Consider the following 24,450-nt stretch of genomic DNA (forward strand, 5'->3'; position numbering starts at 1 on the left):
GGAACGGGCGGGCCGTTGGCCGGCCGCGAGGGGACTGCCATGCTGAACACATTGATTGATGTCGCGGGGCTGGGCCGAAGGGCCGTCGCCCGGGTCGGCACCCTCATGGGCTATGTCGCCGGCTGGGGCTTCCTCGCGATTTCCGCCCTCATCACCTTCGACGTGCTGGGCCGCCGCTTCTTCGGCATCTCGACCCAGGCCACCACAGAGCTCTCCGGCTATGCGCTGGCCTTCGGCATGGCCTGGGGCCTCGCCCACACGCTCTCCATGCGCGCCCATGTGCGGATCGACGTGGTGGTGAACCTGTTTCCCCCGCGCATCCGCCAGTGGCTGCACCTGACCAGCCTCGCCTTCCTCGGCGTGCTGGCCGGCTACCTGTTCTACGGGGCCTGGACGCTGGTGGAGGAATCCATGCTGTTCAACGCCACCGACATCAGCGTCATCCGCACGCCGCTGGCGATCCCGCAAGGGCTCTGGGCCGCCGGCATCGGCGTCTTCTTCGTCCTCATCCTCGCGCTCTTCATCGAGGCGCTGCTCCTCGTCCTTGCGGGACGCACCGGCGAAGCCGAGGCCCTGCTCACCAGCCGCACCTACCAGGAGGAGGTCGCCGAGGCGCTCGAAGCCGTCGGCGAACCCGTCCCCGAAACCGCCGCCGCCAGCCCCGAGGTGAAGCCGTGATCGCCGTCGTCTTCCTCCTCATCCTCGTCGGCATCATGGTCGGCATGAGCTTCACCGGCCATGCGCCGTCGGGCGAGCTCATGGGCGAAATCCTGCTGCTGGTCGGCCTCTTCGTCGTCTTCTTCGGAATGGGCATCTATGTCGGCGCCGCCCTCGGCGTCCTCGGCCTCATCGTCGGCTATGCCTTCTCCGACCGGCCTTTCTGGCTGTTCATCGGCCAGACCATCTGGAATCCCTCCTCCTCCTTCGTGCTGGTGGCGGTGCCGCTCTTCTTGCTGATGGGCGAGATCTTGCTGCGCGCCGGCCTCTCCGACCGGCTCTACAAGACGCTGAACATCTGGCTGAACCGGATGCCCGGCGGCCTCCTGCACACCAACATCGCGGCGTCCGGCGTCTTCTCGGCGATCTCCGGCTCGTCGGTCGCCACCGCTGCCACCATGGGCTCGGTGGCGCTGCCCTTCTTCCAGGGAAAGCCCTATGACCCGAAGATGGTGCTCGGCTCCCTCGCCGCCGGCGGCGCGCTGGGCAACCTCATCCCGCCCGGCATCACCTTCATCATCTACGGCCTCATCACCGAGACCTCTGTGGGCGCGCTCTATATCGCCGCCATCGGGCCGAGCATCCTCGTCGTCGCGCTGTTCATCGCCATCATCCTGCTCAAGGCCAAGACCGCCGCGCCGAAGGACCCAGACGGGCCGCGCTATACCTGGGGCGAGAAATTCCGCAGCCTCGTGGACCTGACCCCCACCGCCATCCTCATCCTCATCGTGCTCGGCACGATCTATGGCGGCCTTGCCACCGCAACGGAATCGGCGGCGCTGGGCGTCATCGCCGCCATCGTGCTCGCCGCCTTCGACGGCAAGCTCTCCTTCAAGATGCTGAACGACTCGGCCGAGGCCACCGCGCGCAACACCGCGCTCATCGGCCTGATCCTCTTCGGCGCCTATCTCCTGAACTACGTCTTCACCGCGCTCGGCGTGCCGCAGGCCCTCGCCAAGCTCGTCTCCGAGATGCCGCTGCCGCCCTGGGCGATCATGCTGCTGATCATCGGGTTCTACCTGGCGCTCGGCACCTTCATGGAGGGCTTCTCCATGATGATCACCACGATACCGGTGATCTTCCCCGTCGTGCAGGCGCTCGGCTACGACCCGATCTGGTTCGGCGTCATCGTCGTCATGCTGGTGGAGATCGCGCTGATCTCGCCACCTGACGGCACGGTGCTCTACGTGCTGCAGGGCATGCGCAAGGATGGCGGGCCCATCACCGACGTCTTCTCCGGCGTCCTGCCCTTCATGCTCGTCTACATCCTGGCGGTGGGGATCCTGATGGTCTTTCCCTCCATCGCCCTCTGGCTGCCAAGCGTCATGCGCTGAGAGCGGGCCCGCCCCGGCGATCGGTTCAGATTGCGTTCAGTTGGAAGGTCCCATGACAGGGGCCTCACGACCGTCGGGGCGTCGGGGCCGCCTGCCGAAGTTCACCCTGCGCGAGGAATCGCGACACGGTGGCTTTATTCGACAGGAAAGCCTCGCTATAGCTCCGTCCCGGTTGATTTTCAGCGGATGACGGCCAGGCGGCGCCACAGGCGTGGCCGGCCCAAGGGACGAAAGTTCGGACATGACGCGAGTCGCGATTATCGGTGGCGGGCCGGGTGGGCTCTTCACCAACTACCTGCTGGACCGCTTCTGTGACGGCCTCTTCACGGCGACCCTGTTCGAAGCCTCCGACCGGCTCGGCGGCAAGGTCGCCACCGACAGCTTCGAGAAGGGCAACTCGCTCTTCGAGCGCGGCGTGGCGGAGTTCTACGACTATTCCCATTTCGGCCCGGACCCGCTGAAGCGCATCATCACCGAGGTCTTCGGCCTCGACGTCGTGCCGATGGACGGCAAGGGCGTCATCCTCGACGGCAAGGTCCTCAACACCCGCCGGGACATCAAGAAGCACTTCGGCGAGGCGACCGCCAAGGCGATCGACGATTTCCACGCCAAGTGCCATGAGCTCTGCTCGGCGGACGAGTATTACGAGGGCTATTCGGGCGACGACAACAAGCACCCCTGGGGCGGCAAGACCTTCCGCGAGGTGCTCGACGAGATCCCGGACGAGATGGCCCGCAAATATATCGAGGTCGCCTCGCGCTCCGACGTCGCCACCGAGGCCCAGCTCACCAACGCGCTGAACGGCCTGAAGAACGTCCTGATGGACGACCCGAAATACCTGCGCCTCTATTCCATCGTCGGCGGCAACGAGAAGCTCATCGAGGGTCTCGCCGAGCGCATCTCCGCCAAGGTCATGCTGGAGAGCCGCGTGGCCAAGGTCCGCCGCAACGAGGGCGGCACCTACACGCTCACCGTCCGCCGCAAGGGCCGCGACGAGACGCACGAGTTCGACCACGTCGTCGTCGCCGTGCCGAACTACTGGGTCAGCCAGATCGAGTTCGAGGGCCGCGAGGAGCGCATGGCGATCCAGGCGCACCAGGCCCGCTACGACAACCCGGCCCACTATCTGCGCGTCACCATCCAGTTCAAGAAGCCGTTCTGGGGCGAGACCTTCCAGGGCCACTACGTTATGACGGACGCCTTCGGCGGCTGCTGCATCTATGACGAGAGCGCCCGCCATCCCTCCAAGCACGGCGTGCTCGGCTGGCTGATCCCGGCGAGCCAGGCTCTCGCCCTGTCGAATCTCGACGACGAGCGCCTCGTGCAGCTCGCCCTCGACTCGCTCCCCGCCGAGCTGATCGCCACGGCGAAGAAGCAGATGATGGATGCCAAGGTCCAGCGCTGGGTCGGCACCATCTCCGGCCTGCCGGGCGGCCATCCGACCCCGTCGCTGCGTGACCGTCACCAGCCGGACGGCAAGGTTCTGCCGAACCTCTATCTCGTCGGCGACTACCTCTTCGACTCGACGGTGAACGGCGCCTATGACAGCGCCAATTTCGTCGTCGATATGATGATGGGCAAGCTGCGCGGTGCCGCCTATTCCGGCGCCCGCAAGAAGGCCGATCTCGAGAAGCAGAAGGGCGTCATCGAGGAGGGCTTCGTCGAGTCGACCCTCACCGACGACTACCACGACGAATATGCCGTCGGCCTCTCCTACGAGGAGAGCTTCCGCGAGTATTTCGACGAGCAGTACAACGCCGATCTCTACCAGTGCATCTTCGGCATCAAGCCGCCCTACACCCTGCTCGACGTGGGCTCGGCCTCGGGCCTGACGCTGAAGTGCTTCGCCGATATCGGCATCGACGCCTGGGGCATCGAGAATTCCCGGCACGTCCATGCCCAGACGCCGAAGGATTGGCTGCACCGCAACCTGCTCGGCGACGTGACGAACCTGCCCTTCGAGGACAAGTCCTTCGACGTCATCTACGACACCTGCCTGTGCTACGTGCCGGAAGAGCTGATCGACAAGGCGATCGAGGAGCTGTTCCGCGTCACCCGCATCGGCATCTTCTTCGGCGGCATCACCGCCGACATGACCCGCGAGGTGATCGAGTATCACGACGTCTTCGACGGCGTCCTGACTCTGGAGACGACCTGGCAGTGGTCCGAGCGCTTCCAGAAGCATGGCTGGCGCCCGGCCGTCCACGACCAGAAGATCCTCAAGAGGGCCTGGAAGATCGAGTGCGACGCCAACGAGGGCGACTTCCCCTGGTATCCGGACATGGAGACCATGCGCTACTGCTTCTACGCCAAGCCGGACGCCGCCCAGTGGGTGGAGAAGCTGATGGCCGGCCGCGAGAAGGGACCGACCTCCAAGCTGCGGCTGGTGGCCGGCGGCAAGCGCTGAGCCGCTCCAATCGATAACATCCGAGAAAGCCGGGCCATGCGCCCGGCTTTTTTGCATCGCGCTTATGGTCCCCGGCGGGCTGCCGGCGCGGTTTTCGGATGCATCCTGTGACAGAATGCGGCATGAGGATGGGGCGACAGGCGTCCGGGCCCCTCCGGCCGCGCATGGCCCCGTACCGACCCCAAGACCCGTCATGAGCCAGGACAAGAACTACGTCGAGCCCGTCGACGAGGATGACGAGGAGGAGGAAGAGGATGTCAGCGCCGATGACCTTCGGCTCATGGCCCGCTTCCTGGCGCCCTTCGCCGCGCCCTACAAGACCACCATCGCCATTCTCGTCGTCCTGATCCTGACCGAGGCGGCCCTCAACTTCTCCTTCCCGCTCGTCACCCAGTACCTGATCGACGAGGGCCTGATCAAAAAGGAGTGGCGGGCGCTCCTCAACTCGCTGATGTTCATGGGCATTGCCGCCATTGCGGTCTCCGGCGTCGCCCTGCTCGCTGATTTCGTCTACACGCGCCTCTTTGCCGACATCACGCGCGACATCCGCCAGCGCCTCTTCGACCATGTCCAGTCGATGTCGATGCCCTTCTTCCACACGACGCCGACAGGCACGGTCCTGTCGCGCTTCTCCGGCGACCTCGTGGCGCTCGAGGCGGCCCTCGTCGCCTTCGTGCCCGGCTTCGTCATGCCCTTCATGGAGGTCATCTACGCCACGATCCTGATGTTCATGTTCGACATCTGGCTCGGGCTGATCGCCTCGCTCGTCTTCCCGATGATCCTGTGGTGGCCGCGCATCTTCGCCCGCAAGGCCTTCCTCTTCGCCTATGAGAAACGCCAGACCGAAGGCCGCCTCATGACGGCGGTCCAGGAAAACGTCTCGGCCCAGCCGGTGATCAAGGCCTTCGGCATGGTGGGCCGGGCGCGCCTTGCCTTCGCCGGCATCAACGGCGTCTGGGTCGCCGTTGCCCGCCGCACCAACTTCTCCTCCGCCCTGGTGGAGCGCACCGCGCAGACCGGCCTCTATGTCATTCACATCGCCGTCTTCGCGCTCGGCGCCTACTGGGCCTTCACCGACCGCATCACGGTGGGGACGATCATCGCCTTCGAGGGCGTGTTCCTCTCCATGGGCTACGCCCTCACCAACGTGACGCAATATGTGCCGACGCTGGCCCAGGCGGCCGGCTCCATCCGCCATCTCGACGATCTTCTGGCGGTCAAGCCGACCATGGTCGATGCGCCGGATGCCGGCACGCTCGCCCCCTTCGAGCGCGAGATCGTCTTCGACAATGTCGCCTTCTCCTATCCCGGCTCGTCCTTCCGCACCGAGCAGCTGGCCGTCACCGTCCCCAAGGGCTCCTTCCTCGGCATCGTCGGCCCCTCGGGCTCGGGAAAAAGCACCTTCCTCAACCTGCTGATGCGCTTCTATGACCCCGTCGAGGGCCGCGTGACCATCGACGGAACGGATATCCGAACGGTCACCCAGGCCTCGCTGCGCGCCCAGATGGCCGTGGTGTTCCAGGAAAGCTTCCTGTTCAACACCTCCATCGCCGAGAACATCCGCATGGCCTATCCGGACGCGACGATGGACGACATCATCGCCGCCGCCCGACAGGCCGAGGTCCATGATTTCATCGCCGCCCTGCCGCTCGGCTACGACACGATGGTGGGCGAGCGCGGCGGCCAGCTCTCCGGCGGTCAGCGCCAGCGCGTCGCCATCGCCCGGGCGCTTGTGCGCAATCCTGCCGTCCTCATCCTCGACGAGGCGACGAGCGCCCTCGACGCCGAGACCGAATCCAAGCTCAACGAGACCCTGCGCCGCATCGCCGAGACGCGCACCGTCGTCTCGGTCACCCACCGGCTCGGCAGCGTCGTCACCGCCGACCGCATCATCGTGCTGGACCACGGCCATATCGCCGAGACCGGCACCCACGAGGAGCTGCTGCGTGCCGGGGGCCTCTACGCCACCATGTGGTCGCGCCAGCAATCGGCCCGCAAGGCTGTGGCCGCGGTCGAGGACGACGAGGAAGAGGACGAGTGAGGTCCGGTCCGGCGGCTGCGGCCGCCGGCGCCCCTCAGGTCACCGTGATGTCCGGCGCGTAGGGGTTCTTCATGCCGACGACGTGGTAGCCGGCGTCCACATGGTGGATCTCGCCGGTCACGCCGCGCGACAGGTTCGACAGGAAGTACATGCCGGAATCGCCGACCTCGTCGATGGTGACGTTCCGGCGCAGCGGCGAATTGTACTCGTTCCACTTGAGGATGTAGCGGAAGTCGCCGATGCCCGAGGCCGCCAGCGTCTTGATCGGGCCGGCCGAGATGGCGTTGACGCGGATGTTCTTCTCGCCGAGGTCGGCGGCCATGTAGCGCACGCTCGCCTCCAGCGCCGCCTTGGCGACACCCATGACATTGTAGTGCGGCATCCACTTCTCGGCGCCGTAATAGGTCAGGGTCAGCAGCGAGCCGCCATCTGTCATCAGCTTCTCGGCGCGCTGGGCGATGGCCGTGAACGAGTAGCAGGAGATGAGCATCGACTTGGTGAAATTGCCCTCCGTCGTGTCGACGTAGCGGCCGGTCAGCTCGTCCTTGTCGGAGAAGGCGATGGCATGGAGCAGGAAGTCGAGCTTGCCGTCGAAGACCTTGGCGGTCTCGGCGAAGACCGCGTCGATGGTCGCGCCATCGGTGACGTCGCAATGGCCGACGACATGGCCGCCGACTTCGGCCGCCAGCGGGCGCACGCGCTTCTCGAGCGCCTCGCCCTGGTAGGTAAAGGCCAGCTCCGCCCCCTGGTCGTGGCAGGCCTTGGCGATGCCCCAGGCGATCGATCGGTTGTTCGCAACCCCCATGATGAGGCCGCGCTTGCCCTTCATGATGCCTGCCATGTCGCTCCTCGCCCGGCGGTATGCCTTGGAAAACCAGCCGGTCCCTATGCCACCGGGCGGGCCATGGCGCAAGCCGAGGGGGTGGAGCGCCTCACGCCCCGTCGCGCGGGGAGCCCTTGCGCCGCTCGCGCAGCACGCGGGCGAAGCCCTCGAGGTCGGCGCTCGCCTCGGGGAGCACGATGCGGACGGTGACATAGAGGTCGCCGGGCTCGCCCTCGCCGGTGAGGCCCTTCCCGCGCAGGCGGAAGGTCTTGCCCGAGGAGGTCATGGCCGGCAGCGTCAGCTCCACCTCGCCATCGAGGGTGGGGGCGCGCACCTTCGCCCCGAGGATCGCCTCGTCGAGGGCGATCGGCAGGTCGAGGCGGATGTCCTTGCCCTCGGCCTTGAAGGCGGGATGAGGCTCGACCGCGATCACGACATAGGCATCGCCGGTGGGGCGACCGAGGCTGCCGGGCCTGCCCTTGCCGCGCAGGCGCATCCGGTGGCCATCGCGCGTGCCGGCGGGGATCTTCAGGTCCAGCGCCTCGCCGGAGGGCAGGACGATGCGCTGTGTCGCCCCGCGCGCCGCGTCGAGGAAGGGCACCTTGATGGTGAGCGTCACATCCTCGCCGGATGGCGGCGGGCCCGTGTCCGGCTCGAAGGGGCTGCGGCCGCGCGCGCCCGCCCTGCCCTGCATGCCCGAGAGGATGTCGAAGAAATCGTCCATCGGCGGCGGTCCGCCGGGCTGGCCACCCGGCCCGGACTTGCCACTGCCGCGGCGGAAGCCGTCAGGACCGAAGGAGAAGCTCTCGAAGATGGTCTCGGCATTGGGACCGGCGCCGGCCCCCGGGCCTGCACCGCCACGCGGCCGGCCGCCGCCGAAGCCCTCGAAACCGGCGAAGCGCGGCTTGCCCTCGGCATCGATCTCGCCGCGGTCGAACTGCCGCTTCTTGTCGGCATCCGACAGCAGCTCGTACGCGTTGTTCAGTTCCGCGAAGCGGTCCTGCGCCTTCGCGTCGGTGGGGTTGGCGTCGGGATGCAGCACCTTCGCCTTCTTGCGGAAGGCGCGCTTGATCTCGTCGGCGCTCGCCGAGCGCGCGACGCCGATCACGTCATAGGGATCGCGAGCCATGGTGGTCCTTCAGGGGGGAGCGCGCCTCAGGGCGCTCCGATCGTATCGATTCATCGATCCATGTGGGGATGGCCGCCGCCCTTCACAAGTTCGAGAGGGCCGCCGCTCAGCTCCGCCGCCAGGGGCGCAGTTCCACCACGGCCCAGGGCCCGCTGGTGCGGCAGGCGCGGCCGTCGAACCACACCTCCTTGCCGTCCTTGATGGCGCTGCCGAGGAAGTCGCGGCAGGTCTGGCCGCCGGTGCCGGCGGCGCGCTGCAATGCCGTCACCGTGCCGCTCATGCCGGACCCCGCATTGGCCCAGGGCAGGCTCGGCGTGTCGGCGCGGTCGGCCAGCGCCTCCATCAGCACCGCCTTGGCGGCGTCCCAGTCGGCCTGGGGGATGGGAAGGCCATTCGGCTGCGGCGCGGGCGCCGCGGCGGCAGCCGCCTCCGGCGTCCGGCGAACGGAGCCGGTGGTGATCTGGTCGTCGCTCGTGCCCTGGCGCATCTGCGCCGTGCCGGGGGGTGCGACATTGCTGCGCTCCCACAGGGAGGGCAGAGCCACCGTACATCCCTGCGTCAGGACGAAGGTGATGAGCGCAAGGGCGGCAAGGGGTCCACGGCAAGGGGCGAATCGGAATGGCGGCTCAGCCGGCGTCGGGCATGGGCTGCCCGCATCCGCTCCGCTATAGACATGGCGAACGCCACACCCGTCGACCATACGCCCTCAACTCCAGAGCCTACGTGGCTCTCGCTGCAGTGAACATCGGAGTTCGTTAATGTCCGGTTCGGATCAGGACGATTTCACCGAAAGCCAGGAGCCTTTCGCGCTCTTCGACGCCTGGCTCGCCGAGGCCGGCCGCTCCGAGCCCAACGATCCCAATGCCATGGCGCTCGCCACCGTCGACGCCGACGGCCTGCCAAACGTCCGCATGGTGCTGCTGAAGGGCGTCGACCCCCGCGGCTTCGTCTTCTACACCAACACCGAGAGCCAGAAGGGCACCGAGCTCGACGGCCAGAAGAAGGCCGCGGTCGTCTTCCACTGGAAGTCGCTGCGCCGGCAGGTCCGCATCCGCGGGCCGGTCGAGCGCGTCGCCGATGCCGAGGCCGACGAATATTTCGTCTCCCGGCCGCGCGGCAGCCGCATCGGCGCCTGGGCCAGCCAGCAGTCGCGCGAGCTGGAAAGCCGCTTCGCGCTGGAAAAGGCCGTGGCCTCCTACACCGCCAGATATGCTGTCGGCGAGGTGCCGCGCCCGCCGCACTGGACCGGCTACCGCATCCTGCCCGTCTCCATCGAGTTCTGGCATGACCGGCCTTTCCGCCTGCACGACCGGGTGCAATTCACCCGCGCGGAGCCGGCCGGTCCCTGGACCGCCAAGCGCCGCCTCTACCCGTGATGCGCGAACGGCCATAGGCAGATGCCGCAGATGGCTCTATGAACGGGCCTTCTGTTCCGCGGCGCACCCGAGGCCACCGTGAACCAATCCCGACGCACGCTCCTGCTCACCGGTGCCAGCCGTGGCATCGGCCACGCCACCGTCAAACGCTTCTCCTCGGCCGGATGGCGGGTCATCACCTGCTCCCGCCAGGCCTTCCCCGAGAACTGCCCCTGGGAGATGGGACCCGAGGACCACATCCAGGTCGACCTCGCCGATCCCGACGATACCGAACGCGCCATCGATGAGATTCGCGGCCGTCTCGGCACCGGCCGGCTCGAGGCCCTCGTCAACAATGCCGGCATCTCGCCCAAGGGCGATGGTGGATCGCGCCTCGACTCGCTCCACACGCCGCTGAAAGTCTGGCAGCAGGTCTTCCAAGTGAACTTCTTCTCCTCGATCCTGCTGGCGCGCGGCCTTCTCAAGGAGCTTGCCGAGGCCAAGGGCTCGGTGGTGAACGTCACCTCCATCGCAGGCTCGCGCGTCCATCCCTTCGCCGGGGCGGCCTATGCGACGTCGAAGGCGGCGCTCGCCGGCCTCACCCGCGAGATGGCGGCGGATTTCGCCCCCCACGGCATCCGCGTCAACGCCATCGCGCCCGGCGAGATCGACACTTCGATCCTCTCCCCCGGCACCGACAAGATCGTCGAGCAGATCCCCATGCGCCGCCTCGGCACGCCCGACGAGGTCGCAAAGATCATCTACGTGCTCTGCACGGAGACCTCGAGCTACCTCAACGGCGCCGAGATCCACATCAACGGCGGCCAGCACGTGTGAGAGCTGTTGAGCCGGGTGGTGACGGGCGGCGTCTCTGCGCTCACCCCGCCATCGCCCGGAGCCGCTCCGCCGTTTCCGCATCTGCTGGCAAAAACGTCTCGATCGCCAGTTCCGCCAGCGTCACGTCCACCGGCGTGCCGAACACGGTGGTCGCCGAAATCAGCGTCAGCAGCCCCGCCGCGCTCTGCAGCCGGACGGGAATGAACAGCTCCTCCGCCTCCTGCCCCTTGCGCGGGTGGGGCGCGGCGAAGGGCAGGGGATAGGCCGAGACCTCCTCGAGCAGCGTCTCCAGCACCGGATCGCCGGTCAGTTCCACCTGGCGCCTGAGGCGCGCCAGCACATGGCCGCGCACCTCGCCGAGATTGACGATGCGCGGCGCGATGCCTTGGGGGTGCAGCGACAGCCGGATCATGTTGATCGGCCCCGCGAGCAGCTCCGGCGCGCAGCCCTCCAGGAAGGGCGCGATGGCGCGGTTATGCGCGACGATGGCCCAGTGCCGATCGAGCGCCACCGCCGGATAGGGTTCATGCCCGCGCAGCACCAGGTCGATGGCAGCCCGCGCCGCCGCCACCGCCGGATCGTCCAGCGACCGCTCCGGGAAGACCGGCGCGAAGCCGGCGGCGACCAGCATGAGGTTGCGGTCGCGCAGCGGTACCTCCAGCACCTCGGCAAGCCGCAGCACCATGTCCCGGCTCGGCGCGGCGCGGCCCGTCTCGACGAAGCTGAGATGACGGGTCGAGATCTCCGCCTCCAGCGCCAGATCCATCTGGCTGAGGCGGCGGCGCTGGCGCCAGTCGCGCAGGTGGTCGCCGATGGTCCGGGCAGCGGGGCGGGGGGAGGCTTGGGCCGTGCTCATCGCAAAACCCTAGTCGCGGCAGCGCCGTCGTCCAATGACCTCGGACGTAATCGACCCGCCGCGCCGGCCCTCCCATCCTCGCCCCATCGCCGCCCGGATCCCCCGCCGCGGCCCATGTCGAGGAGCCATGCCATGTCCCAAGCGACCGCTTTCGCCTTCGCCCTGTTCCGCGCCGCCGACGCCCCGACCTTCCTGCGTCGCGTCCTCGCCCTCGATGCCGCAACCGCTGCTCCAACCACCTTCATGCTTCTCATCGGCGCAGGGACGATGGGCCCGCTTCTGGGCCTGCCGACGGAGCTCCTGCGCAATGTCGGCTTCGCCTTCATTCCCTTCGTGGCGCTCGTCACTTGGGCCGCGGTCTCACCCTCCCGCGGCCTCGCGCTGACCGTCGGCCTGCTCAATGCCGGATGGGTTTTGGCCTGCATCGGCGCGCTGGTCATGGGAGCGATTGCGCCGAACGCGCTCGGTATGGCCTTCGTGGCCGGACAGGCTGTTTTTGTCGGCGTGCTCGCCGAGCTGCAGATCATCGGCGCACGCCGGCTGTAAGGCTGAAACGACGGGATGGGGCTGACCTGCCCCTCACCCTTCCCTCTCCCCGCGGGCGGGGAGAGGGCGCAACAGCGCCGGGTCGCGTCCGCCAGCCCCTGTGCCTGGCACGGCCGATCCAAACTCGCGGAACGTCGAAGTCCCCTCTCCCCGCCAGCGGGGAGAGGGTGAGGGGCCAAAGAGCCAGGCCCCTTACAGCCAGCCCTTCTTGCGGAAATAGAGATAGGGCAGCACGCCCGAGGCCAGCATCAGCATCATGGCCATGAGGTAGCCGTACTCCCAGCCGAGCTCCGGCATCTGCTTGAAGTTCATGCCGTAGATCGTGCCGACCAGCGTTGGCGGCATGAACACCACCGACAGCACGGCGAAGATCTTCACGATGTTGTTCTGTTCGATGCCAATGAGGCCGAGCGTGGCGTCGAGCAGGAAGGTGATCTTGTTGGCGAGCGAATCGCAGTGCTGCATCAGCGATTCCACGTCGCGGCTCTGGGTCTTCACCAGCGTGCGGATGTCCTTGGACACCTTGTTGCCCTCGATCTCGGTGGCGAGGAACAGCAGGAGGCGGTTGATGGAGACGAGGCTCTCGCGCGCCTTCGACACCAGCTCGCCCTTGAGGCCGAGGGTGCGCAGCACGTCCTGGAAGGTCTTGTCGCGCCGCGCCGCGCCATCGCGGAAGATGCCGGTCGAGACCTGTTCGATCTCCTCGCTGACCTTCTCCAGAATGTCGGCGACCCGGTCGACGATGGTGTCGAGGAGGCCGGTGAGGATCGCCTCCGGCGTGCCCTGGATCGAGCCCGGCTTCTGGGCGCGGTTGAGGAAGAGGTTGATCGGCTTCGGCGTGTCGTAGCGCACCGTGATGAGCCGGTGCGGCGCCAGCACGAAGGAGATCTGCGTCAGCTTCGGCGTGCCGAGCTCGGTGTTGCACAGCGTCGTCGCCGTCATGTAGCGCACGCCATGGTCGACATAGAGCCGGCTCGACGGCTCGATCTCCTGCATCTCCTCGCGCGTCGGGATCTCGATGCCGAGGCAGCGCTCCAGCGCCTTGTCCTCGCCCTGCTGGGGATGGAGGAGATCGACCCAGGTCACCTCGGCCGGAACGGCGTCATGCGAGGTCTCCACCCGCACCAGTGCCTCGTTGCGGACAGCATAGGCATTCAGCATGGGGGAACTCCGATGGGACTGGCGCCTGTGCTAGCCAGTCTGCCGCCGCTTGCAAAGCGTTGAAACCACGTGCGGCGCAATCATGACATCCCCATGACGCGGGCGGCGCATGTGTGGTTGCCCGCATCAATGCCGCGCGCTAGGCCGGTGAGATGATCGCTAGCACCTCAGCCTCCGCCGCACTCACCGGCTTTCTCCTTGGCCTCGGCCTCATCGTCGCCATCGGTGCGCAGAACGCCTTCGTGCTGCGACAGGGCCTCCAGCGTCGGCACGTGCTCGTCGTCACGACGATCTGCGCCATTTCCGACGCGGCGCTGATCGCCGCCGGCGTCGCCGGCCTCGGCACGCTGGTCAGCGCCTCGCCGGTGCTGCTCACTGTCGCCACGCTGGGCGGCGCCACCTTTCTTGCCGTCTACGCGGTCAAGGCCGCCCTCCGGGCGCTTTCGCCCGGCAGCCTCGAGGCGGCATCCCGCGACGAGGCCGATCTCGGCCGCACCGTCGCCGCGGCCCTCGCCTTCACCTTCCTCAACCCGCATGTCTATCTCGACACGGTGGTGCTGGTCGGCAGCCTCTCCGGCGGCTTCACCGGCGCGGACCGCCTCGCCTTCGCCCTCGGGGCCATGAGTGCCTCGGCCATCTGGTTCTACAGCCTCGGCTTCGGGGCACGGCTCCTCGCCCCGCTCTTCGCGCGCCCCGTCGCCTGGCGCGTGCTCGATGCCTTGATCGCCGTGGTCATGGCGGCGATCGCCCTGTCACTGGTCCGGGCCTGGCTGGCCATGTCCTGACCAGTGACTTGAAAAAAAAGGGCCGGTCACGAGGACCGGCCCAAGGTGTTCAGGAGAGGCATGCGGGAGGTCTGAAAGCCCTGCAGAGCCGGAAATCCCTCAGTCCATGGAGACCGGTTCGGCCAGCGTCCGGGGACGCGGCGAGCCCTTGCGGGCAGCGGTGAAAGGCGCGGCGGCGGCGACCGCCGAGATGCCGATGGCACCGTAGCGGGCCTCCAGGGGCTCGCGGGACGGTTGACGCGGAACAAGGGGGGCCGCCGTGGCGGTTTTCATCGTCGATCTCCATTCGCCGGACGCGGGTGCATGGGCCGGTCCGGACGAGGAGAAAGGCTAGGGGGCCATCGCGGCGCCGTTGCGATGGGATCATGAAGCGATCGTGGCGGCGGGGCGCCCGCCATGCGGCTGACGCGACAGGTCATGGGCATGGCACGGATGCAACAGTTTTGCGGCTTTCCGCGAGATTCCACGCGCTGATGCGTTGACCTAGCGCCAACCCTTCGCCACAAGCTTGACACGGCTGGTCACAAACCGCGTTGCTTTGCCAATCGCCGCGCGGACGCCATCAGAGGGGTCGAATGATGCGTTGGGGCGTACTCGCAGTTCTGGGTCTGGCGCTCGCCGGCTGCAACAACACCGTTTCCCAGACCCAGCCGGTCTCCGAGCGCGACCGCACCCTGATGGCCCAGGCGCCGCAGGTGGAGATGGATTACTGGCGCATGCCGCTGCGCGTGCCCTATCGCACCACCGAGGCGCCGGGCACCATCGTCGTCGAGACCTCGACCAAGCACCTGTTCCTGGTCGAGCCGAACGGCACCGCCATCCGCTACCAGGTGGCCGTCGGCAACGAGGCTTTCGGCTGGACCGGCACCGCCACGATCCAGCGCAAGGCCGAATGGCCGACCTGGACCCCGCCGGCCGAGATGCGCCGCCGCTGGCCGACCCTGCCCACCTTCATGGAGGGCGGCCCGCAGAACCCGATGGGCTCGCGAGCGCTCTATCTCTACCAGAACGGCCGCGACACGCTCTATCGCATCCACGGCACCAACTCGCCGCTGCAGATCGGCGAGGCCGTGTCGTCGGGCTGCATCCGCATGCACAACGAACACGCCATCGACCTCTACAATCGGGTCGGCGTGGGCACCAAGGTCATCGTGCGCTGAGGCGCAGCCAAGGCTCGAAAGCACGACGGCGGCCCTTGGGCCGCCGTTATCGTTTTGGGGGCTTTGTCAGCCGGCCTTCTGGGCCTTGGTGGGCTTGATCGCCCCGGCCACCGCCTTCAGGCCAACCTGGCCGTAGCGATCTTCAAGCCGGACACCCTTGGGCGGCACCGGTTGCGGTTTGGCACTCATGGTTTCCTCCTTCGGGCGGGCTTCGTGGCGTCCCGGCCGTCTGATTCCGCACCTTCTTGTACACCAAGCCGGCTCATGGCCGTAGTGTGTTGACGTGCGATGCAACGTCGCTGGGTGCGCTGCGGTGGCCGCAGCGCACGGGCCCCGGGGGATAAACGGGCGCTTTCTGTGCACAAGCCGGCCGTGGAGCTTGCCCGGCGGGCCCCTGCCCGCGAAGCTCCTGGCACCAAGATGTTGAGGTATCCCCTCGCATCGACCGCTAGATGTGGCGGTAGGCCGCGTTTCGTGGCAGGGTCTTTCCTCCATCCCGCAAGGGGCTTCGCCGCGCGATGAAATTCTCCCGTCTGCGCATCCACGGGTTCAAGACCTTCGTCGAACCCACCGATTTCCTGATCGAGCCGGGCCTGACCGGCGTCGTCGGGCCGAACGGCTGCGGCAAGTCCAATCTCGTCGAGGCCCTGCGTTGGGTCATGGGCGAGAACTCGTTCAAGAACATGCGCGCGTCCGGGATGGACGACGTGATCTTCTCCGGATCGGGCAACCGGCCGGCGCGCAATACCGCCGAGGTCATGCTGACGGTCGATAACGGCCGCCGCCTCGCCCCCGCCCAGTTCAACGACCACGATGTGCTGGAGGTGTCGCGCCGCATCGAGCGCGAGGCCGGCTCCGTCTACAAGGTCAACGGCCGCGAGGTGCGCGCCCGCGACGTCCAGCTGCTCTTCGCCGATGCCTCGACCGGCGCGCGCTCGCCCGCCCTCGTCCGCCAGGGCCAGATCGGCGAGATCATCTCCGCCAAGCCGCAGGCGCGCCGCCGCATCCTCGAGGAGGCCGCCGGCATTGCCGGCCTGCACGCCCGCCGCCACGAGGCCGAGACGCGGCTGAAGGCCGCCGAGACCAATCTCGACAGGCTTGAGACGGTGCTCACCCAGATCGAGACCCAGCTCGACGGGCTGAAGCGCCAGGCGCGCCAGGCCGTGCGCTACCGCAGCCTCTCCGCCGATATCCGCAAGGCCGAGGCGACGCTCGCCTTTCTGAAGTTCCGCGAGGCCGGCGACCTCGTCCGCGAGGCCGAGCGCCTCGTCGAGGAGGAGACCCGCCTCGTCGCCACTCGCACCACCGCCCAGGCGGAGGCCGCGAAGGACCAGGCGGTGGCCGCCCATGCGCTGCCGACCCTCCGCGACGAAGCCGCCAAGGCCGGCGCGGCGCTGCACCGGCTCGTCGTTGCCCGCGACCAGCTGGAGGGCGAGGAGAAGCGCGCCCGCGAGCGCATCGCCGAGCTCGACCGCCGGATCGCCCAGCTCGACGGCGACATCGCCCGCGAAAAGGCGCTCGGTGCCGATGCCGACGGCGTCATCGCCCGCCTCGCGGCCGAGGAGGCCGAACTCGCCGCCGCCGCAGAAGGCGCCAAGGCCGCCGAGGCCGCCGCAGCGACCCGCGTCACCGCTGCCGAGGCGGGTCTTGCCGTCGCCGAGAAATCCTTCTCCGAGGCGACCTCGGCGCTCGCCGAGATCACAGCCCGCCGCAACCAGCTGGAACGCACCATCCGCGATGCCGGCGAGCGGCTGATGCGGCTCGAGGGGCAGCTCTCCGAGATCGACGCCGAGACGGCGAAGCTCGAGGCCGGCTCCGACCATGCCGCGCGCCTCGCCGCCCTCAAGGCCGAGCTTGAGGCCGCCGCCGCTGCCCTCGTCGCGGCGGAGGCCGAGGCAGTCGCCGCGGAACAGGCCCATGCCGGCGCCCGTTCGCAGGAGGGCGAGGCCCGCCGCCCCCTCGCCGATGCCGAGCGCGCCGTCCAGCGCCTCGACACCGAGGTGCGCACCCTCGCCAAGGTGCTGAACGTCTCCCATGCCTCCAAGTGGCGGCCGGTTCTGGAGGCGATCCGCGTCGCCAAGGGCTTCGAGACCGCGCTCGGCGCGGCGCTCGGCGACGACCTCGACGTGCCCACCGCCAGCGCCTCGCCGCAGCGCTGGGGTGGCGCCGATACCGCCGGCGATCCGACGCTGCCCGAGGGCGTCGAGCCGCTCGCCACCCATGTCACCGCGCCGGCCGAACTCACCCGTCGCCTCGCCCAGATCGGCCTCGTCGCCAAGGCTGATGGCCCGCGTCTCGCGGCGCTGCTGAAGCCCGGCCAGCGCCTCGTCTCCCGCGAGGGCGACCTGTGGCGCTGGGACGGTTTCACCGTCGCCGCCAATGCCCCGACCGCCGCCGCCCGCCGCCTCGCCGAGCGCAACCGCCTCGGCGATCTGGAGAAGGACCTCGTCGCCGCCCGCACCAAGGTCGATGACCTCAAGGCCCTCGCCGAGGTCGCCGTCGGCGTGGTCAAGGCCGCCGCCGCCCGCGAGATCGCCGCCCGCGACGGCTGGCGCGCCGCCCAGCGCCGCGTCGATGGCCTCCGCGACCAGCTCGCCAGTGTCGAGCGCGCCGCCGCCGGCATCGTCACCCGCCTCGCGGCGCTGGTCGAGGCCCGCTCGCGCCTGAAGGCCAGCATCGACGAGGCCGTGGTGGTGAAGGCCGATGCCCTGACCGCCCTCGACGGCCTTGGACAGACTGCCCAGCTCGAGGCGGCGCTCGCCGAGATCCGCGCCGAGGTGGCTCAGGCCCGTGCCGCGCTGGCCGAGGCCCGCGGTGAGGCGCAGGGCCTGACCCGCGAAGCCGAGATGCGCACCCGCCGCCGCGGCGAACTCGCCCGCGATCGCGCCCAGTGGATCGAGCGCCAGGCCAATGCCGGCCGCCAGATCGCCGCCCTCGACCAGCGTCTCGCCGAGGCCCGCGCCGAGGCGAAAACCCTCTCGGAGGCGCCGGACACCTTCCTCGTGCAGCGCCGCGAGCTCATCGCCCGCATCCAGGAGTCCGAGGCCGCCCAGCGCGCCGCGGCCGACGCGCTTGCCGCCGGCGAGACGGCGCTCGCCGAGGCCGACCGCGCCGCCCGCGCCGCACTGGAGGCCATGACCGGCGCCCGCGAGGCCTTTGCCCGCGCCGAGGCCCGGCTCGAATCCGCCCGCGGCCGGCTCCGCGAGATCGGCGCCGAGATCGCCGAGAAGTTCGAGACCGATCCGCCGGCGCTGACCCGCCTCGCCGGGCTCGGGCCCGAGGCGGCCCTGCCCGATGCGCGCCGCGTCGAGGACCAGCTCGAGGGCCTGCGCCGCGAGCGCGAGCGGCTCGGCGGCGTCAACCTGCGCGCCGATGACGAACTCACCGAGGTCCAGGCCCAGTTCGACGGCATGGTCCGCGAGCGCGACGACCTGGTCGAGGCCATCAAGAAGCTGCGCGGCGGCATCGGTTCGCTGAACCGCGAGGGCCGCGAGCGGCTGCTCGCCTCCTTCGCCACGGTGAACGAGAATTTCCAGCGGCTCTTCACCACGCTGTTCGGCGGCGGCACGGCCGAGCTGCAGCTGGTTGAATCCGACGATCCGCTGGAAGCCGGCCTCGACATCCTCGCCAAGCCGCCGGGCAAGAAGCCGCAGACCCTGTCGCTGCTTTCCGGCGGCGAGCAGGCGCTGACCGCCATCGCCCTGATCTTCGCGGTCTTCCTCACCAATCCCGCGCCGATCTGCGTGCTGGACGAGGTCGATGCGCCGCTCGATGACGCCAATGTCGAGCGCTACTGCGACCTGCTCGACGACATGGCGCGCACCACCGACACCCGCTTCGTGGTCATCACCCACAACCCCATCACCATGAGCCGCATGGACCGGCTCTTCGGGGTGACCATGGCCGAGCGCGGCGTCTCGACGCTGGTCAGCGTCGATCTCGGCCGGGCCGAGCAGCTCATCGCGGCGGAGTGAGGGGGCATCGCCTTTCGGTCTCTCCTGCATCAGCACCGTCATGCCGGCGTTAGGACTAAAGTCCTTGACAGCGTAGCGCTGTTCCGGTATCGTTTCGGCAGGTTCGAGAGCTGCGCCTCGGCCAGCCAGGCGCCCCGCCAACATCCCCCTCACCCGCAGCAGCACCCCGCGCCGCCATCCTCGCCCGCCCCGTTCTGCACGCTGGCGTGGTTCTTCTCCGGCGGCAGATCCATGGCGATGTTCTCGGAGAAGAAGCCGTTCGGCTTCAGCATGAAGCCGGCGTACTCCATCGGCATCACCGGGAAATCCTCGGGCTTGCACACATGGGTGTGGCCGAAGGAGTGCCAGACCACGAGGTCGGTGTTCTCGATGCTCCGCCCCTGCCGGATGTAGCGCGGCAGGCCGTCGCCGCCGGCATGCTGGTTCGGATAGTCGCCGCTCGCATAGCGTTCCGCCGGGTCGAAGGGCGTCACCCACACATGTCTCCGGGCAAAGCCCCCGCGCTCCGCCACCGTCGAGCCCTCCTGCGCCAGCATGAGCGGGCTCGGCTGCACCACCAGCTTGTAGCCGGTGGGCTTGCCGACGGAATTGGTGACGTTCGGATTGATGATCTTCCAGTAGCGGCCGGTCTTCCCGTCTGCCTCGCGGGCGGCGTCCCGCTCGTTGGCCAGCACCCGCGTCGTCGTGTCGAAGACATTGCCATGGGGGTTGTCGGTGCCCCAGGGCCGCGGCACGAATTCATGCTCGGTGACCGTGTTGCCGTTGCCGTCGACAGCCATGTGCAGGCGGGCGTTGAAGAAGTGCTGATGGGTCGGCCCGCCGAGCCCCTCATCCACCATGCCGCCCCAGGGATAGGCGGCGCCGGGCGCCACTGCCGCGGTCTGGATGATGCCGGTGAGCTTCGCCTCCAGCTGGATCGTGCCGTCCTGGTAGAGGTACCAGTAGAAGCCGTAATCGTAGTTCCCCACGGTCGCGAAGAACGAGATGACCAGCCGGCGCGACCGCCGCGCCTCGAAGACACCCGTCCTCATCTCGTAATGCTTCCACAGGAGGCCGTAATCCTCCTCGTGCATGCAGACCGCGTTCGGCATCACCATGGGGTTGCCGGCGTCGTCGGCCATGGGCACGTCGAAATAGTGGATGAGGCCGAGGCAATCGCAGCCGAGTTCCAGCGCATTGGCCAGTTTGCCGAGGCCATATTCGCCGGCGTCGAAGGCGCTCTTCCAGAAATGGTTCGCGGTGGGATCGGCATAGGGCACCACCATTTCGGTGACGCTGGCGCGGTGGAGGATGGGACGGACGCGGCCCTTGTCGGTGATGCCGAGCTGGTGGAGCACCAGCCCCTCGCGGGCGGTGAAGCCGACGCGGAAGGACCAGCCCTGCCAGCTCACCTTCCAGCCGTCGACCGTGAAGCTCGGTCCCTCCGGCTGGACGATGTTCAGCGGCTTCACGTCGGTGCGCGGGGCGGGGAGCGAGGCGCGGTCGTAGTTCCGCCTTTTGCGCGGGATGGAAATGATCGGGTCCTCGTCGACGAGATGGACGACGCGGTTCTCGATCAGGTCCACGAGGGCGACGACACCCTCGATCGGCGAGGCATAGCCATTGTCCTCCGGAGCCGCGCGCCAGTAGCTGACCGCGCTGACGAGGCGGCGGCCGATCTCCGCCTCGCGGCCGAAATAGCCCGCCGAGAACGGATCGACCTGCACCAGGTCGATCTCGGCGTCGGTGAGGCCGCGGCGGGTCATCGCCGCCCGCCAGCCGGGATCGGCCTTGACGATATCGCCGGCCTTGAAGAACTCCTCGATGATCACCGGCGGCTGGCCATAGGGCGCGACCCTGGTGTCGCGGGCGGTGAAGGCGAGGACCGTGCCGCCGCTGACGTCGATCAGCGCCTCGTGGACCGCGCCACTGGCCGTGTCGAGCGTCACCGCGGAGGCCCGGCGGTGGATCGGCACTCCCGGTGACCAGGCGGCAAGCTCCGCCTTTCCCGGCTCGTCGAGCTCGAGGGTCGGGAAGCGCGTCGTCTCCGGCAACGCCTTCGCCGTCATCAGGATCGTCCGGGCCGCCGCAATCTCAGCCGCCGTCAGCGGGTCCAGCGGGTGGCGCGGCGCGGGATCGGCGGCAGGTAGGGGCGAGGACATGGCGGCACTCCAATAGGACGGCGCCAGTGTCGGGAGCGCCGGCCGTGACGGCAAGCGGCCTTTTCAGGCAGCGCATGCCTTCGCGTCGGGCGAAAGCCCAATCGCCTCCGCGGGATGCCGCACTGCGCACGCGATGTCGCACGGCTGCTCGGACCTTCGACGAAGAGGCTGAAAAAATGATATATATCAACGCGTTAAATCATGTGTCAGTGTCCTTGACACGATTTGGCCGCATCACTATAGGTGTGCCCGGTTTTCGGGGGGTGGCCGTTCGGCGTCCTTCCGTCGTTGATTTCGGGCGAGGCGCCGGCCGACAAGGCCGTGGCGAGGCGCCAAGAAGTGGAGCGGCGGTACGATGACGGGTCAGTCTCCCCCAGAATCCGACCTCGACGCGCGGCGACGCGCCCTTGAATCGAAGCTCGCGGAACTTGATCGCGACCGATCCACGGGTGCAGTGCCCGACGGCCGGACGGCTGAGGAGCCATCCGGGCTGGTGAAGCTCTTCCGCTTCTCGGCCGATTTCGTGTCCGGCGTCATCGCCGGCGCCATGATCGGCTGGCTCGTGGACCGGTTCGCCGGAACGCGGCCCTGGGGTCTGATCGTGTTTCTCCTGCTGGGCTTCGCGACGGGGATCTACAACCTCGTCAAGTCGGCACAGCGGGCCCAGCGGGGCGGCTGAACGGCCGGTCCGGTCCGACTAGAAGATCGCGTGGGAGCAGACCGGCGATGGCCGATCCGATCAAACAGTTCGAGCTCGTCCACCTCGTCCCGCTCAAGATCGGCGGGGCTGACTTCGGTTTCACCAATTCCTCGCTGCACATGTTCATCGCGGTCGGCGTGACCGCGGCCTTCCTGCTGCTCTCCACCTCCGGCCGCCGGCTGGTGCCGACCCGCATGCAGTCCATGGCCGAGCTCGCCTATGAGTTCGTCGCCGGGACGGTGAGGCAGACAACCGGCAAGGAAGGCATGAAGTTCTTCCCGCTGGTCTTCTCGCTGTTCATGTTCGTGCTGTTCGGCAACCTGATCGGCATGATCCCCGGCGCCTTCACGGTCACCAGCCACATCATCGTCACCGCGGCGCTTGCCATGCTGGTGATCACCACCGTGATCGTCTACGGCATCATGAAGCATGGCACCCACTGGTTCGCGCTCTTCGCGCCCTCGGGTCTGCCCAAGGCGATCCTCCCCGTCATCGTGGTGATCGAGGTCATCTCCTTCCTGTCGCGGCCGATCTCGCTGTCGCTGCGTCTCTTCGGCAACATGACCGCCGGCCATATCGCGCTGAAGGTCTTTGCCGGTTTCGTCACCGCCATGGCGGGCGCCGGCGTCCTCGGCATGATGGGCGCCACGCTGCCCGTGCTGATGATCACCGCGCTCACCGCGCTCGAACTGCTCGTCGCTGTCCTGCAGGCCTATGTCTTCACCATCCTGACCTGCATCTACCTCAACGACGCCCTCCATCCTGGCCATCACTGATCCGGTGACGGCAGGCCGCTAAGCACTCTTCGCTCCCAACACCTCACAGGAGTTCAAAATGGATCCGGTTGCAGCCAAGTTCCTCGGCGCTGGTCTCGCCTGCCTCGGCATGGGCCTCGCCGCCATGGGCGTGGGCAACATCTTCGGCAACTTCGTTGCCGGCGCCCTGCGCAACCCGTCGGCTGCCGCCGGCCAGTTCACCAACGCCATCGTCGGCGCGGCCCTCGCGGAAGGTCTCGGCATCTTCGCGCTCGTCGTCGCCCTCGTCCTGCTCTTCGTGGTTTGATCCACGGCGGACGCTCCTCCGCGCGCCGGGCCCCTTGAGGGTCCGGTCCGCGCGGGAGAACCGGCGTTCCCCGCCCGGCTCCGGCCGGCCACCGCATTCGCGTACGGTCTCCCCGTGAGGCCGTTGCGCGCCGTCAGGGTCCCGCAATGGCGACGAACACCTCTTCTGGGACTCAGGTCCCGTCCAAAGGCGGTTTCCCGGCCTTCCGGGTGGAAACCTACGGCTCGCAGCTGCTCTGGCTGGCGATTGCCTTCGGCCTGCTCTACTACCTGATGTCGCGGCACATCGCGCCGCGCATCGGCGGCATCCTCGAGGATCGCGCCAGTCGCATCGCCTCGGACCTTGCCGCCGCCCAGACCATGAAGGCGGAGGCGGACGCCGCCACCGCGTCCTACGAGAAGTCGCTCGCCGAGGCCCGGGCCAATGCCCAGGCCATCGCCGCCGAGACCAAGGCGAAGATCACCGCCGAGGCCGATGCGGAGCGCAAGACGCTCGAGGCCAAGCTCGCCGCCGACCTTTCCACCGCCGAGGCGACCATTGCCAAGGCGCGCGAGAGCGCCATGGGCAATGTCCGCTCGATCGCGGTCGAGACCGCCCAGGCCATCGTCGAGCGCCTCGCCGGCGCCTCCGCCGAGGCGTCCCGTGTCGAGGCGGCGGTCGACGCTGCCCTGAAGCGCTGAGGAGAGCGGGATGAGCGAATATCTGCCGATCTGGATCGGTCTGATCATCTTCCTCGCGATTGCGTGGAAGATGGGCGCCCACACCACCGTTCTCAATGCGCTCGACGCCCGCGCCGATCGCATCAGCGCCGAACTCGCCGAGGCCAAGCGCCTGCGCGAGGAGGCCGAGGCCATCGCAACCGAGTACCGCAAGCGCCAGCAGGCTGCCGAGCAGGAGGCGCGTGACATCGTCGCCGCCGCCAAGACCGAGGCCGAGCGTCTCGCCGCCGAGGGCAAGGCCAAGATCGAGGACTTCGTCGCCCGCCGCACGGCGATGGCGGAGACCAAGATCGCCCAGGCCGAGGCCCAGGCCATCGCCGACGTCCGCGCCGCGGCCGCCGATGTCGCCACCGCCGCCGCCGGCACGGTCCTCGCCGATCTCGCCAAGGGGGCCGCCGGTGAGAAGTTCATCGCCTCCGGCATCGCCGAGGTGAAGGCGCGGCTGAACTGACGCCTCAAGGCCGAAGCGACCTGACCATTTCGAACCGCCGGGCCCCGCCCGGCGGTTTTCGTTTGGGGGCTGGCCAAAGGGGGCGATGGGGCCGGCGCTTAGCCAGAACTGCGCCTTGCAGAACCCGAGTGCGTCCTTCGAGGCTCGCTGTCGCGCGCACCTCAGGATGAGGGAGGTTGAGACTGGCAGTCCGCCCAGCCGCCGGGACGCCCTCTCTGCCACTCACCCCCGATCCTCATCCTGAGGTGCGAG

The 24,450-nt window shown here is 68.4% G+C and carries 23 protein-coding genes; 15 read left to right on the top strand and 8 right to left on the bottom strand.

Annotated elements, in window-relative coordinates; translation table 11 throughout:
- Positions 1-39 precede the first annotated feature (39 nt).
- The 4 genes from O9344_RS17170 (at position 40) to O9344_RS17185 (ending at position 6,499) form a co-directional block, all read left to right on the top strand.
- A complete protein-coding gene (locus O9344_RS17170) occupies positions 40-678 on the top strand; it encodes a TRAP transporter small permease (protein WP_298480171.1) in 639 nt (212 codons plus the stop codon).
- On the top strand, positions 675-2,051 hold the full coding sequence (locus O9344_RS17175; protein WP_298480174.1) for a TRAP transporter large permease: 1,377 nt from the start codon (positions 675-677) through the stop codon (positions 2,049-2,051). Before O9344_RS17170 ends, O9344_RS17175 begins: the two co-directional genes overlap by 4 nt.
- Positions 2,052-2,292: 241 nt before the next feature.
- Positions 2,293-4,458 carry an FAD-dependent oxidoreductase gene (locus O9344_RS17180; RefSeq protein ID WP_298480177.1) on the top strand — a complete coding sequence of 722 codons (2,166 nt, stop codon included), beginning with the start codon at positions 2,293-2,295 and terminating at the stop codon, positions 4,456-4,458.
- Positions 4,459-4,651: 193 nt separating this feature from the next.
- On the top strand, positions 4,652-6,499 hold the full coding sequence (locus O9344_RS17185) for an ABC transporter ATP-binding protein (RefSeq protein WP_298480180.1): 1,848 nt from the start codon (positions 4,652-4,654) through the stop codon (positions 6,497-6,499).
- A 34-nt stretch (positions 6,500-6,533) separates the two neighbouring features.
- On the opposite strand, the gene fabI is transcribed toward O9344_RS17185, so the two are convergent.
- The 3 genes from fabI to O9344_RS17200 all read right to left on the bottom strand — a co-directional run bounded on the left by fabI (position 6,534) and on the right by O9344_RS17200 (position 8,995).
- A complete protein-coding gene (gene fabI / locus O9344_RS17190; protein ID WP_298480183.1) occupies positions 6,534-7,340 on the bottom strand; it encodes an enoyl-ACP reductase FabI in 807 nt (268 codons plus the stop codon).
- Between the two features lie 91 nt (positions 7,341-7,431).
- Positions 7,432-8,451: a DnaJ C-terminal domain-containing protein gene (locus O9344_RS17195; RefSeq protein ID WP_298480186.1), complete on the bottom strand. Its 1,020-nt coding sequence runs from the start codon at positions 8,449-8,451 to the stop codon at positions 7,432-7,434.
- Positions 8,452-8,557: 106 nt separating this feature from the next.
- Positions 8,558-8,995: an RT0821/Lpp0805 family surface protein gene (locus O9344_RS17200; RefSeq protein ID WP_298480188.1), complete on the bottom strand. Its 438-nt coding sequence runs from the start codon at positions 8,993-8,995 to the stop codon at positions 8,558-8,560.
- A gap of 214 nt (positions 8,996-9,209) precedes the next feature.
- On the opposite strand from O9344_RS17200, the gene pdxH reads away from it, so the two are divergent.
- Complete coding sequence (gene pdxH / locus O9344_RS17205) at positions 9,210-9,827, top strand: pyridoxamine 5'-phosphate oxidase (protein WP_298480191.1); 618 nt, start codon at positions 9,210-9,212, stop codon at positions 9,825-9,827.
- 78 nt (positions 9,828-9,905) lie between these two features.
- Positions 9,906-10,643 (top strand): SDR family oxidoreductase, encoded by a 738-nt coding sequence (locus O9344_RS17210; protein ID WP_298480194.1) that lies wholly within the window; start codon positions 9,906-9,908, stop codon positions 10,641-10,643.
- 40 nt (positions 10,644-10,683) lie between these two features.
- Here O9344_RS17210 and O9344_RS17215 read toward each other — a convergent pair whose 3' ends face one another.
- Positions 10,684-11,499 carry a helix-turn-helix transcriptional regulator gene (locus O9344_RS17215; protein WP_298480197.1) on the bottom strand — a complete coding sequence of 272 codons (816 nt, stop codon included), beginning with the start codon at positions 11,497-11,499 and terminating at the stop codon, positions 10,684-10,686.
- A 132-nt stretch (positions 11,500-11,631) separates the two neighbouring features.
- Between O9344_RS17215 and O9344_RS17220 the strand changes: the two genes are divergently transcribed.
- The gene (locus O9344_RS17220; protein ID WP_298480200.1) at positions 11,632-12,045 is read left to right on the top strand and encodes a hypothetical protein; all 414 of its coding nucleotides are present in this window, start codon (positions 11,632-11,634) and stop codon (positions 12,043-12,045) included.
- 192 nt (positions 12,046-12,237) lie between these two features.
- Here O9344_RS17220 and corA read toward each other — a convergent pair whose 3' ends face one another.
- The gene (gene corA / locus O9344_RS17225; RefSeq protein ID WP_298480203.1) at positions 12,238-13,206 is read right to left on the bottom strand and encodes a magnesium/cobalt transporter CorA; all 969 of its coding nucleotides are present in this window, start codon (positions 13,204-13,206) and stop codon (positions 12,238-12,240) included.
- Between the two features lie 152 nt (positions 13,207-13,358).
- Here corA and O9344_RS17230 point away from each other — a divergent pair, with 152 nt between their 5' ends.
- The gene (locus O9344_RS17230) at positions 13,359-13,991 is read left to right on the top strand and encodes a LysE/ArgO family amino acid transporter (protein WP_298480205.1); all 633 of its coding nucleotides are present in this window, start codon (positions 13,359-13,361) and stop codon (positions 13,989-13,991) included.
- A 99-nt stretch (positions 13,992-14,090) separates the two neighbouring features.
- On the opposite strand, the gene O9344_RS17235 is transcribed toward O9344_RS17230, so the two are convergent.
- Positions 14,091-14,264, bottom strand: a complete 174-nt coding sequence (locus O9344_RS17235) for a hypothetical protein (protein ID WP_298480208.1) — start codon at positions 14,262-14,264, stop codon at positions 14,091-14,093.
- 305 nt (positions 14,265-14,569) lie between these two features.
- Between O9344_RS17235 and O9344_RS17240 the strand changes: the two genes are divergently transcribed.
- Positions 14,570-15,151: a L,D-transpeptidase gene (locus tag O9344_RS17240; protein WP_298480240.1), complete on the top strand. Its 582-nt coding sequence runs from the start codon at positions 14,570-14,572 to the stop codon at positions 15,149-15,151.
- 66 nt (positions 15,152-15,217) lie between these two features.
- On the opposite strand, the gene O9344_RS17245 is transcribed toward O9344_RS17240, so the two are convergent.
- A complete protein-coding gene (locus O9344_RS17245) occupies positions 15,218-15,340 on the bottom strand; it encodes a hypothetical protein (protein ID WP_273512744.1) in 123 nt (40 codons plus the stop codon).
- Between the two features lie 329 nt (positions 15,341-15,669).
- On the opposite strand from O9344_RS17245, the gene O9344_RS17250 reads away from it, so the two are divergent.
- Entirely contained in the window at positions 15,670-19,125 is a 3,456-nt protein-coding gene (locus O9344_RS17250) for an AAA family ATPase (RefSeq protein WP_298480216.1), read from the top strand.
- A gap of 149 nt (positions 19,126-19,274) precedes the next feature.
- Here the strand turns inward: O9344_RS17250 and O9344_RS17255 are convergent, their stop codons facing one another.
- Complete coding sequence (locus tag O9344_RS17255; RefSeq protein WP_298480219.1) at positions 19,275-21,266, bottom strand: primary-amine oxidase; 1,992 nt, start codon at positions 21,264-21,266, stop codon at positions 19,275-19,277.
- Between the two features lie 355 nt (positions 21,267-21,621).
- Here O9344_RS17255 and O9344_RS17260 point away from each other — a divergent pair, with 355 nt between their 5' ends.
- The 5 genes from O9344_RS17260 to O9344_RS17280 all read left to right on the top strand — a co-directional run bounded on the left by O9344_RS17260 (position 21,622) and on the right by O9344_RS17280 (position 24,198).
- Positions 21,622-21,945 (top strand): AtpZ/AtpI family protein, encoded by a 324-nt coding sequence (locus O9344_RS17260; RefSeq protein WP_298480222.1) that lies wholly within the window; start codon positions 21,622-21,624, stop codon positions 21,943-21,945.
- Positions 21,946-21,992: 47 nt separating this feature from the next.
- Positions 21,993-22,742 (top strand): F0F1 ATP synthase subunit A, encoded by a 750-nt coding sequence (locus O9344_RS17265; protein ID WP_298480225.1) that lies wholly within the window; start codon positions 21,993-21,995, stop codon positions 22,740-22,742.
- 58 nt (positions 22,743-22,800) lie between these two features.
- Positions 22,801-23,028: a F0F1 ATP synthase subunit C gene (locus O9344_RS17270; protein ID WP_106750262.1), complete on the top strand. Its 228-nt coding sequence runs from the start codon at positions 22,801-22,803 to the stop codon at positions 23,026-23,028.
- 146 nt (positions 23,029-23,174) lie between these two features.
- The gene (locus tag O9344_RS17275; RefSeq protein ID WP_298480228.1) at positions 23,175-23,708 is read left to right on the top strand and encodes a F0F1 ATP synthase subunit B; all 534 of its coding nucleotides are present in this window, start codon (positions 23,175-23,177) and stop codon (positions 23,706-23,708) included.
- Positions 23,709-23,718: 10 nt separating this feature from the next.
- Positions 23,719-24,198: an ATP F0F1 synthase subunit B gene (locus O9344_RS17280; RefSeq protein WP_298480231.1), complete on the top strand. Its 480-nt coding sequence runs from the start codon at positions 23,719-23,721 to the stop codon at positions 24,196-24,198.
- Positions 24,199-24,450 lie beyond the last annotated feature (252 nt).

Origin of the sequence: Phreatobacter sp. (assembly GCF_027532945.1) — a bacterium.
Lineage (GTDB): Bacteria > Pseudomonadota > Alphaproteobacteria > Rhizobiales > Phreatobacteraceae > Phreatobacter.

Excerpts from the sequence above, each read along its gene's own strand:
- O9344_RS17170 (WP_298480171.1), top strand. The coding sequence starts at position 40 with ATGCTGAACACATTGATTGATGTCGCGGGGCTGGGCCGAAGGGCCGTC.
- O9344_RS17180 (WP_298480177.1), top strand. The coding sequence starts at position 2,293 with ATGACGCGAGTCGCGATTATCGGTGGCGGGCCGGGTGGGCTCTTCACC.
- O9344_RS17185 (WP_298480180.1), top strand. The coding sequence starts at position 4,652 with ATGAGCCAGGACAAGAACTACGTCGAGCCCGTCGACGAGGATGACGAG.
- fabI (WP_298480183.1), bottom strand. The coding sequence starts at position 7,340 with ATGGCAGGCATCATGAAGGGCAAGCGCGGCCTCATCATGGGGGTTGCG.
- O9344_RS17195 (WP_298480186.1), bottom strand. The coding sequence starts at position 8,451 with ATGGCTCGCGATCCCTATGACGTGATCGGCGTCGCGCGCTCGGCGAGC.
- pdxH (WP_298480191.1), top strand. The coding sequence starts at position 9,210 with ATGTCCGGTTCGGATCAGGACGATTTCACCGAAAGCCAGGAGCCTTTC.
- O9344_RS17215 (WP_298480197.1), bottom strand. The coding sequence starts at position 11,499 with ATGAGCACGGCCCAAGCCTCCCCCCGCCCCGCTGCCCGGACCATCGGC.
- O9344_RS17220 (WP_298480200.1), top strand. The coding sequence starts at position 11,632 with ATGTCCCAAGCGACCGCTTTCGCCTTCGCCCTGTTCCGCGCCGCCGAC.
- corA (WP_298480203.1), bottom strand. The coding sequence starts at position 13,206 with ATGCTGAATGCCTATGCTGTCCGCAACGAGGCACTGGTGCGGGTGGAG.
- O9344_RS17230 (WP_298480205.1), top strand. The coding sequence starts at position 13,359 with ATGATCGCTAGCACCTCAGCCTCCGCCGCACTCACCGGCTTTCTCCTT.
- O9344_RS17235 (WP_298480208.1), bottom strand. The coding sequence starts at position 14,264 with ATGAAAACCGCCACGGCGGCCCCCCTTGTTCCGCGTCAACCGTCCCGC.
- O9344_RS17240 (WP_298480240.1), top strand. The coding sequence starts at position 14,570 with ATGCGTTGGGGCGTACTCGCAGTTCTGGGTCTGGCGCTCGCCGGCTGC.
- O9344_RS17245 (WP_273512744.1), bottom strand. The coding sequence starts at position 15,340 with ATGAGTGCCAAACCGCAACCGGTGCCGCCCAAGGGTGTCCGGCTTGAA.
- O9344_RS17250 (WP_298480216.1), top strand. The coding sequence starts at position 15,670 with ATGAAATTCTCCCGTCTGCGCATCCACGGGTTCAAGACCTTCGTCGAA.
- O9344_RS17255 (WP_298480219.1), bottom strand. The coding sequence starts at position 21,266 with ATGTCCTCGCCCCTACCTGCCGCCGATCCCGCGCCGCGCCACCCGCTG.
- O9344_RS17260 (WP_298480222.1), top strand. The coding sequence starts at position 21,622 with ATGACGGGTCAGTCTCCCCCAGAATCCGACCTCGACGCGCGGCGACGC.
- O9344_RS17265 (WP_298480225.1), top strand. The coding sequence starts at position 21,993 with ATGGCCGATCCGATCAAACAGTTCGAGCTCGTCCACCTCGTCCCGCTC.
- O9344_RS17270 (WP_106750262.1), top strand. The coding sequence starts at position 22,801 with ATGGATCCGGTTGCAGCCAAGTTCCTCGGCGCTGGTCTCGCCTGCCTC.
- O9344_RS17275 (WP_298480228.1), top strand. The coding sequence starts at position 23,175 with ATGGCGACGAACACCTCTTCTGGGACTCAGGTCCCGTCCAAAGGCGGT.
- O9344_RS17280 (WP_298480231.1), top strand. The coding sequence starts at position 23,719 with ATGAGCGAATATCTGCCGATCTGGATCGGTCTGATCATCTTCCTCGCG.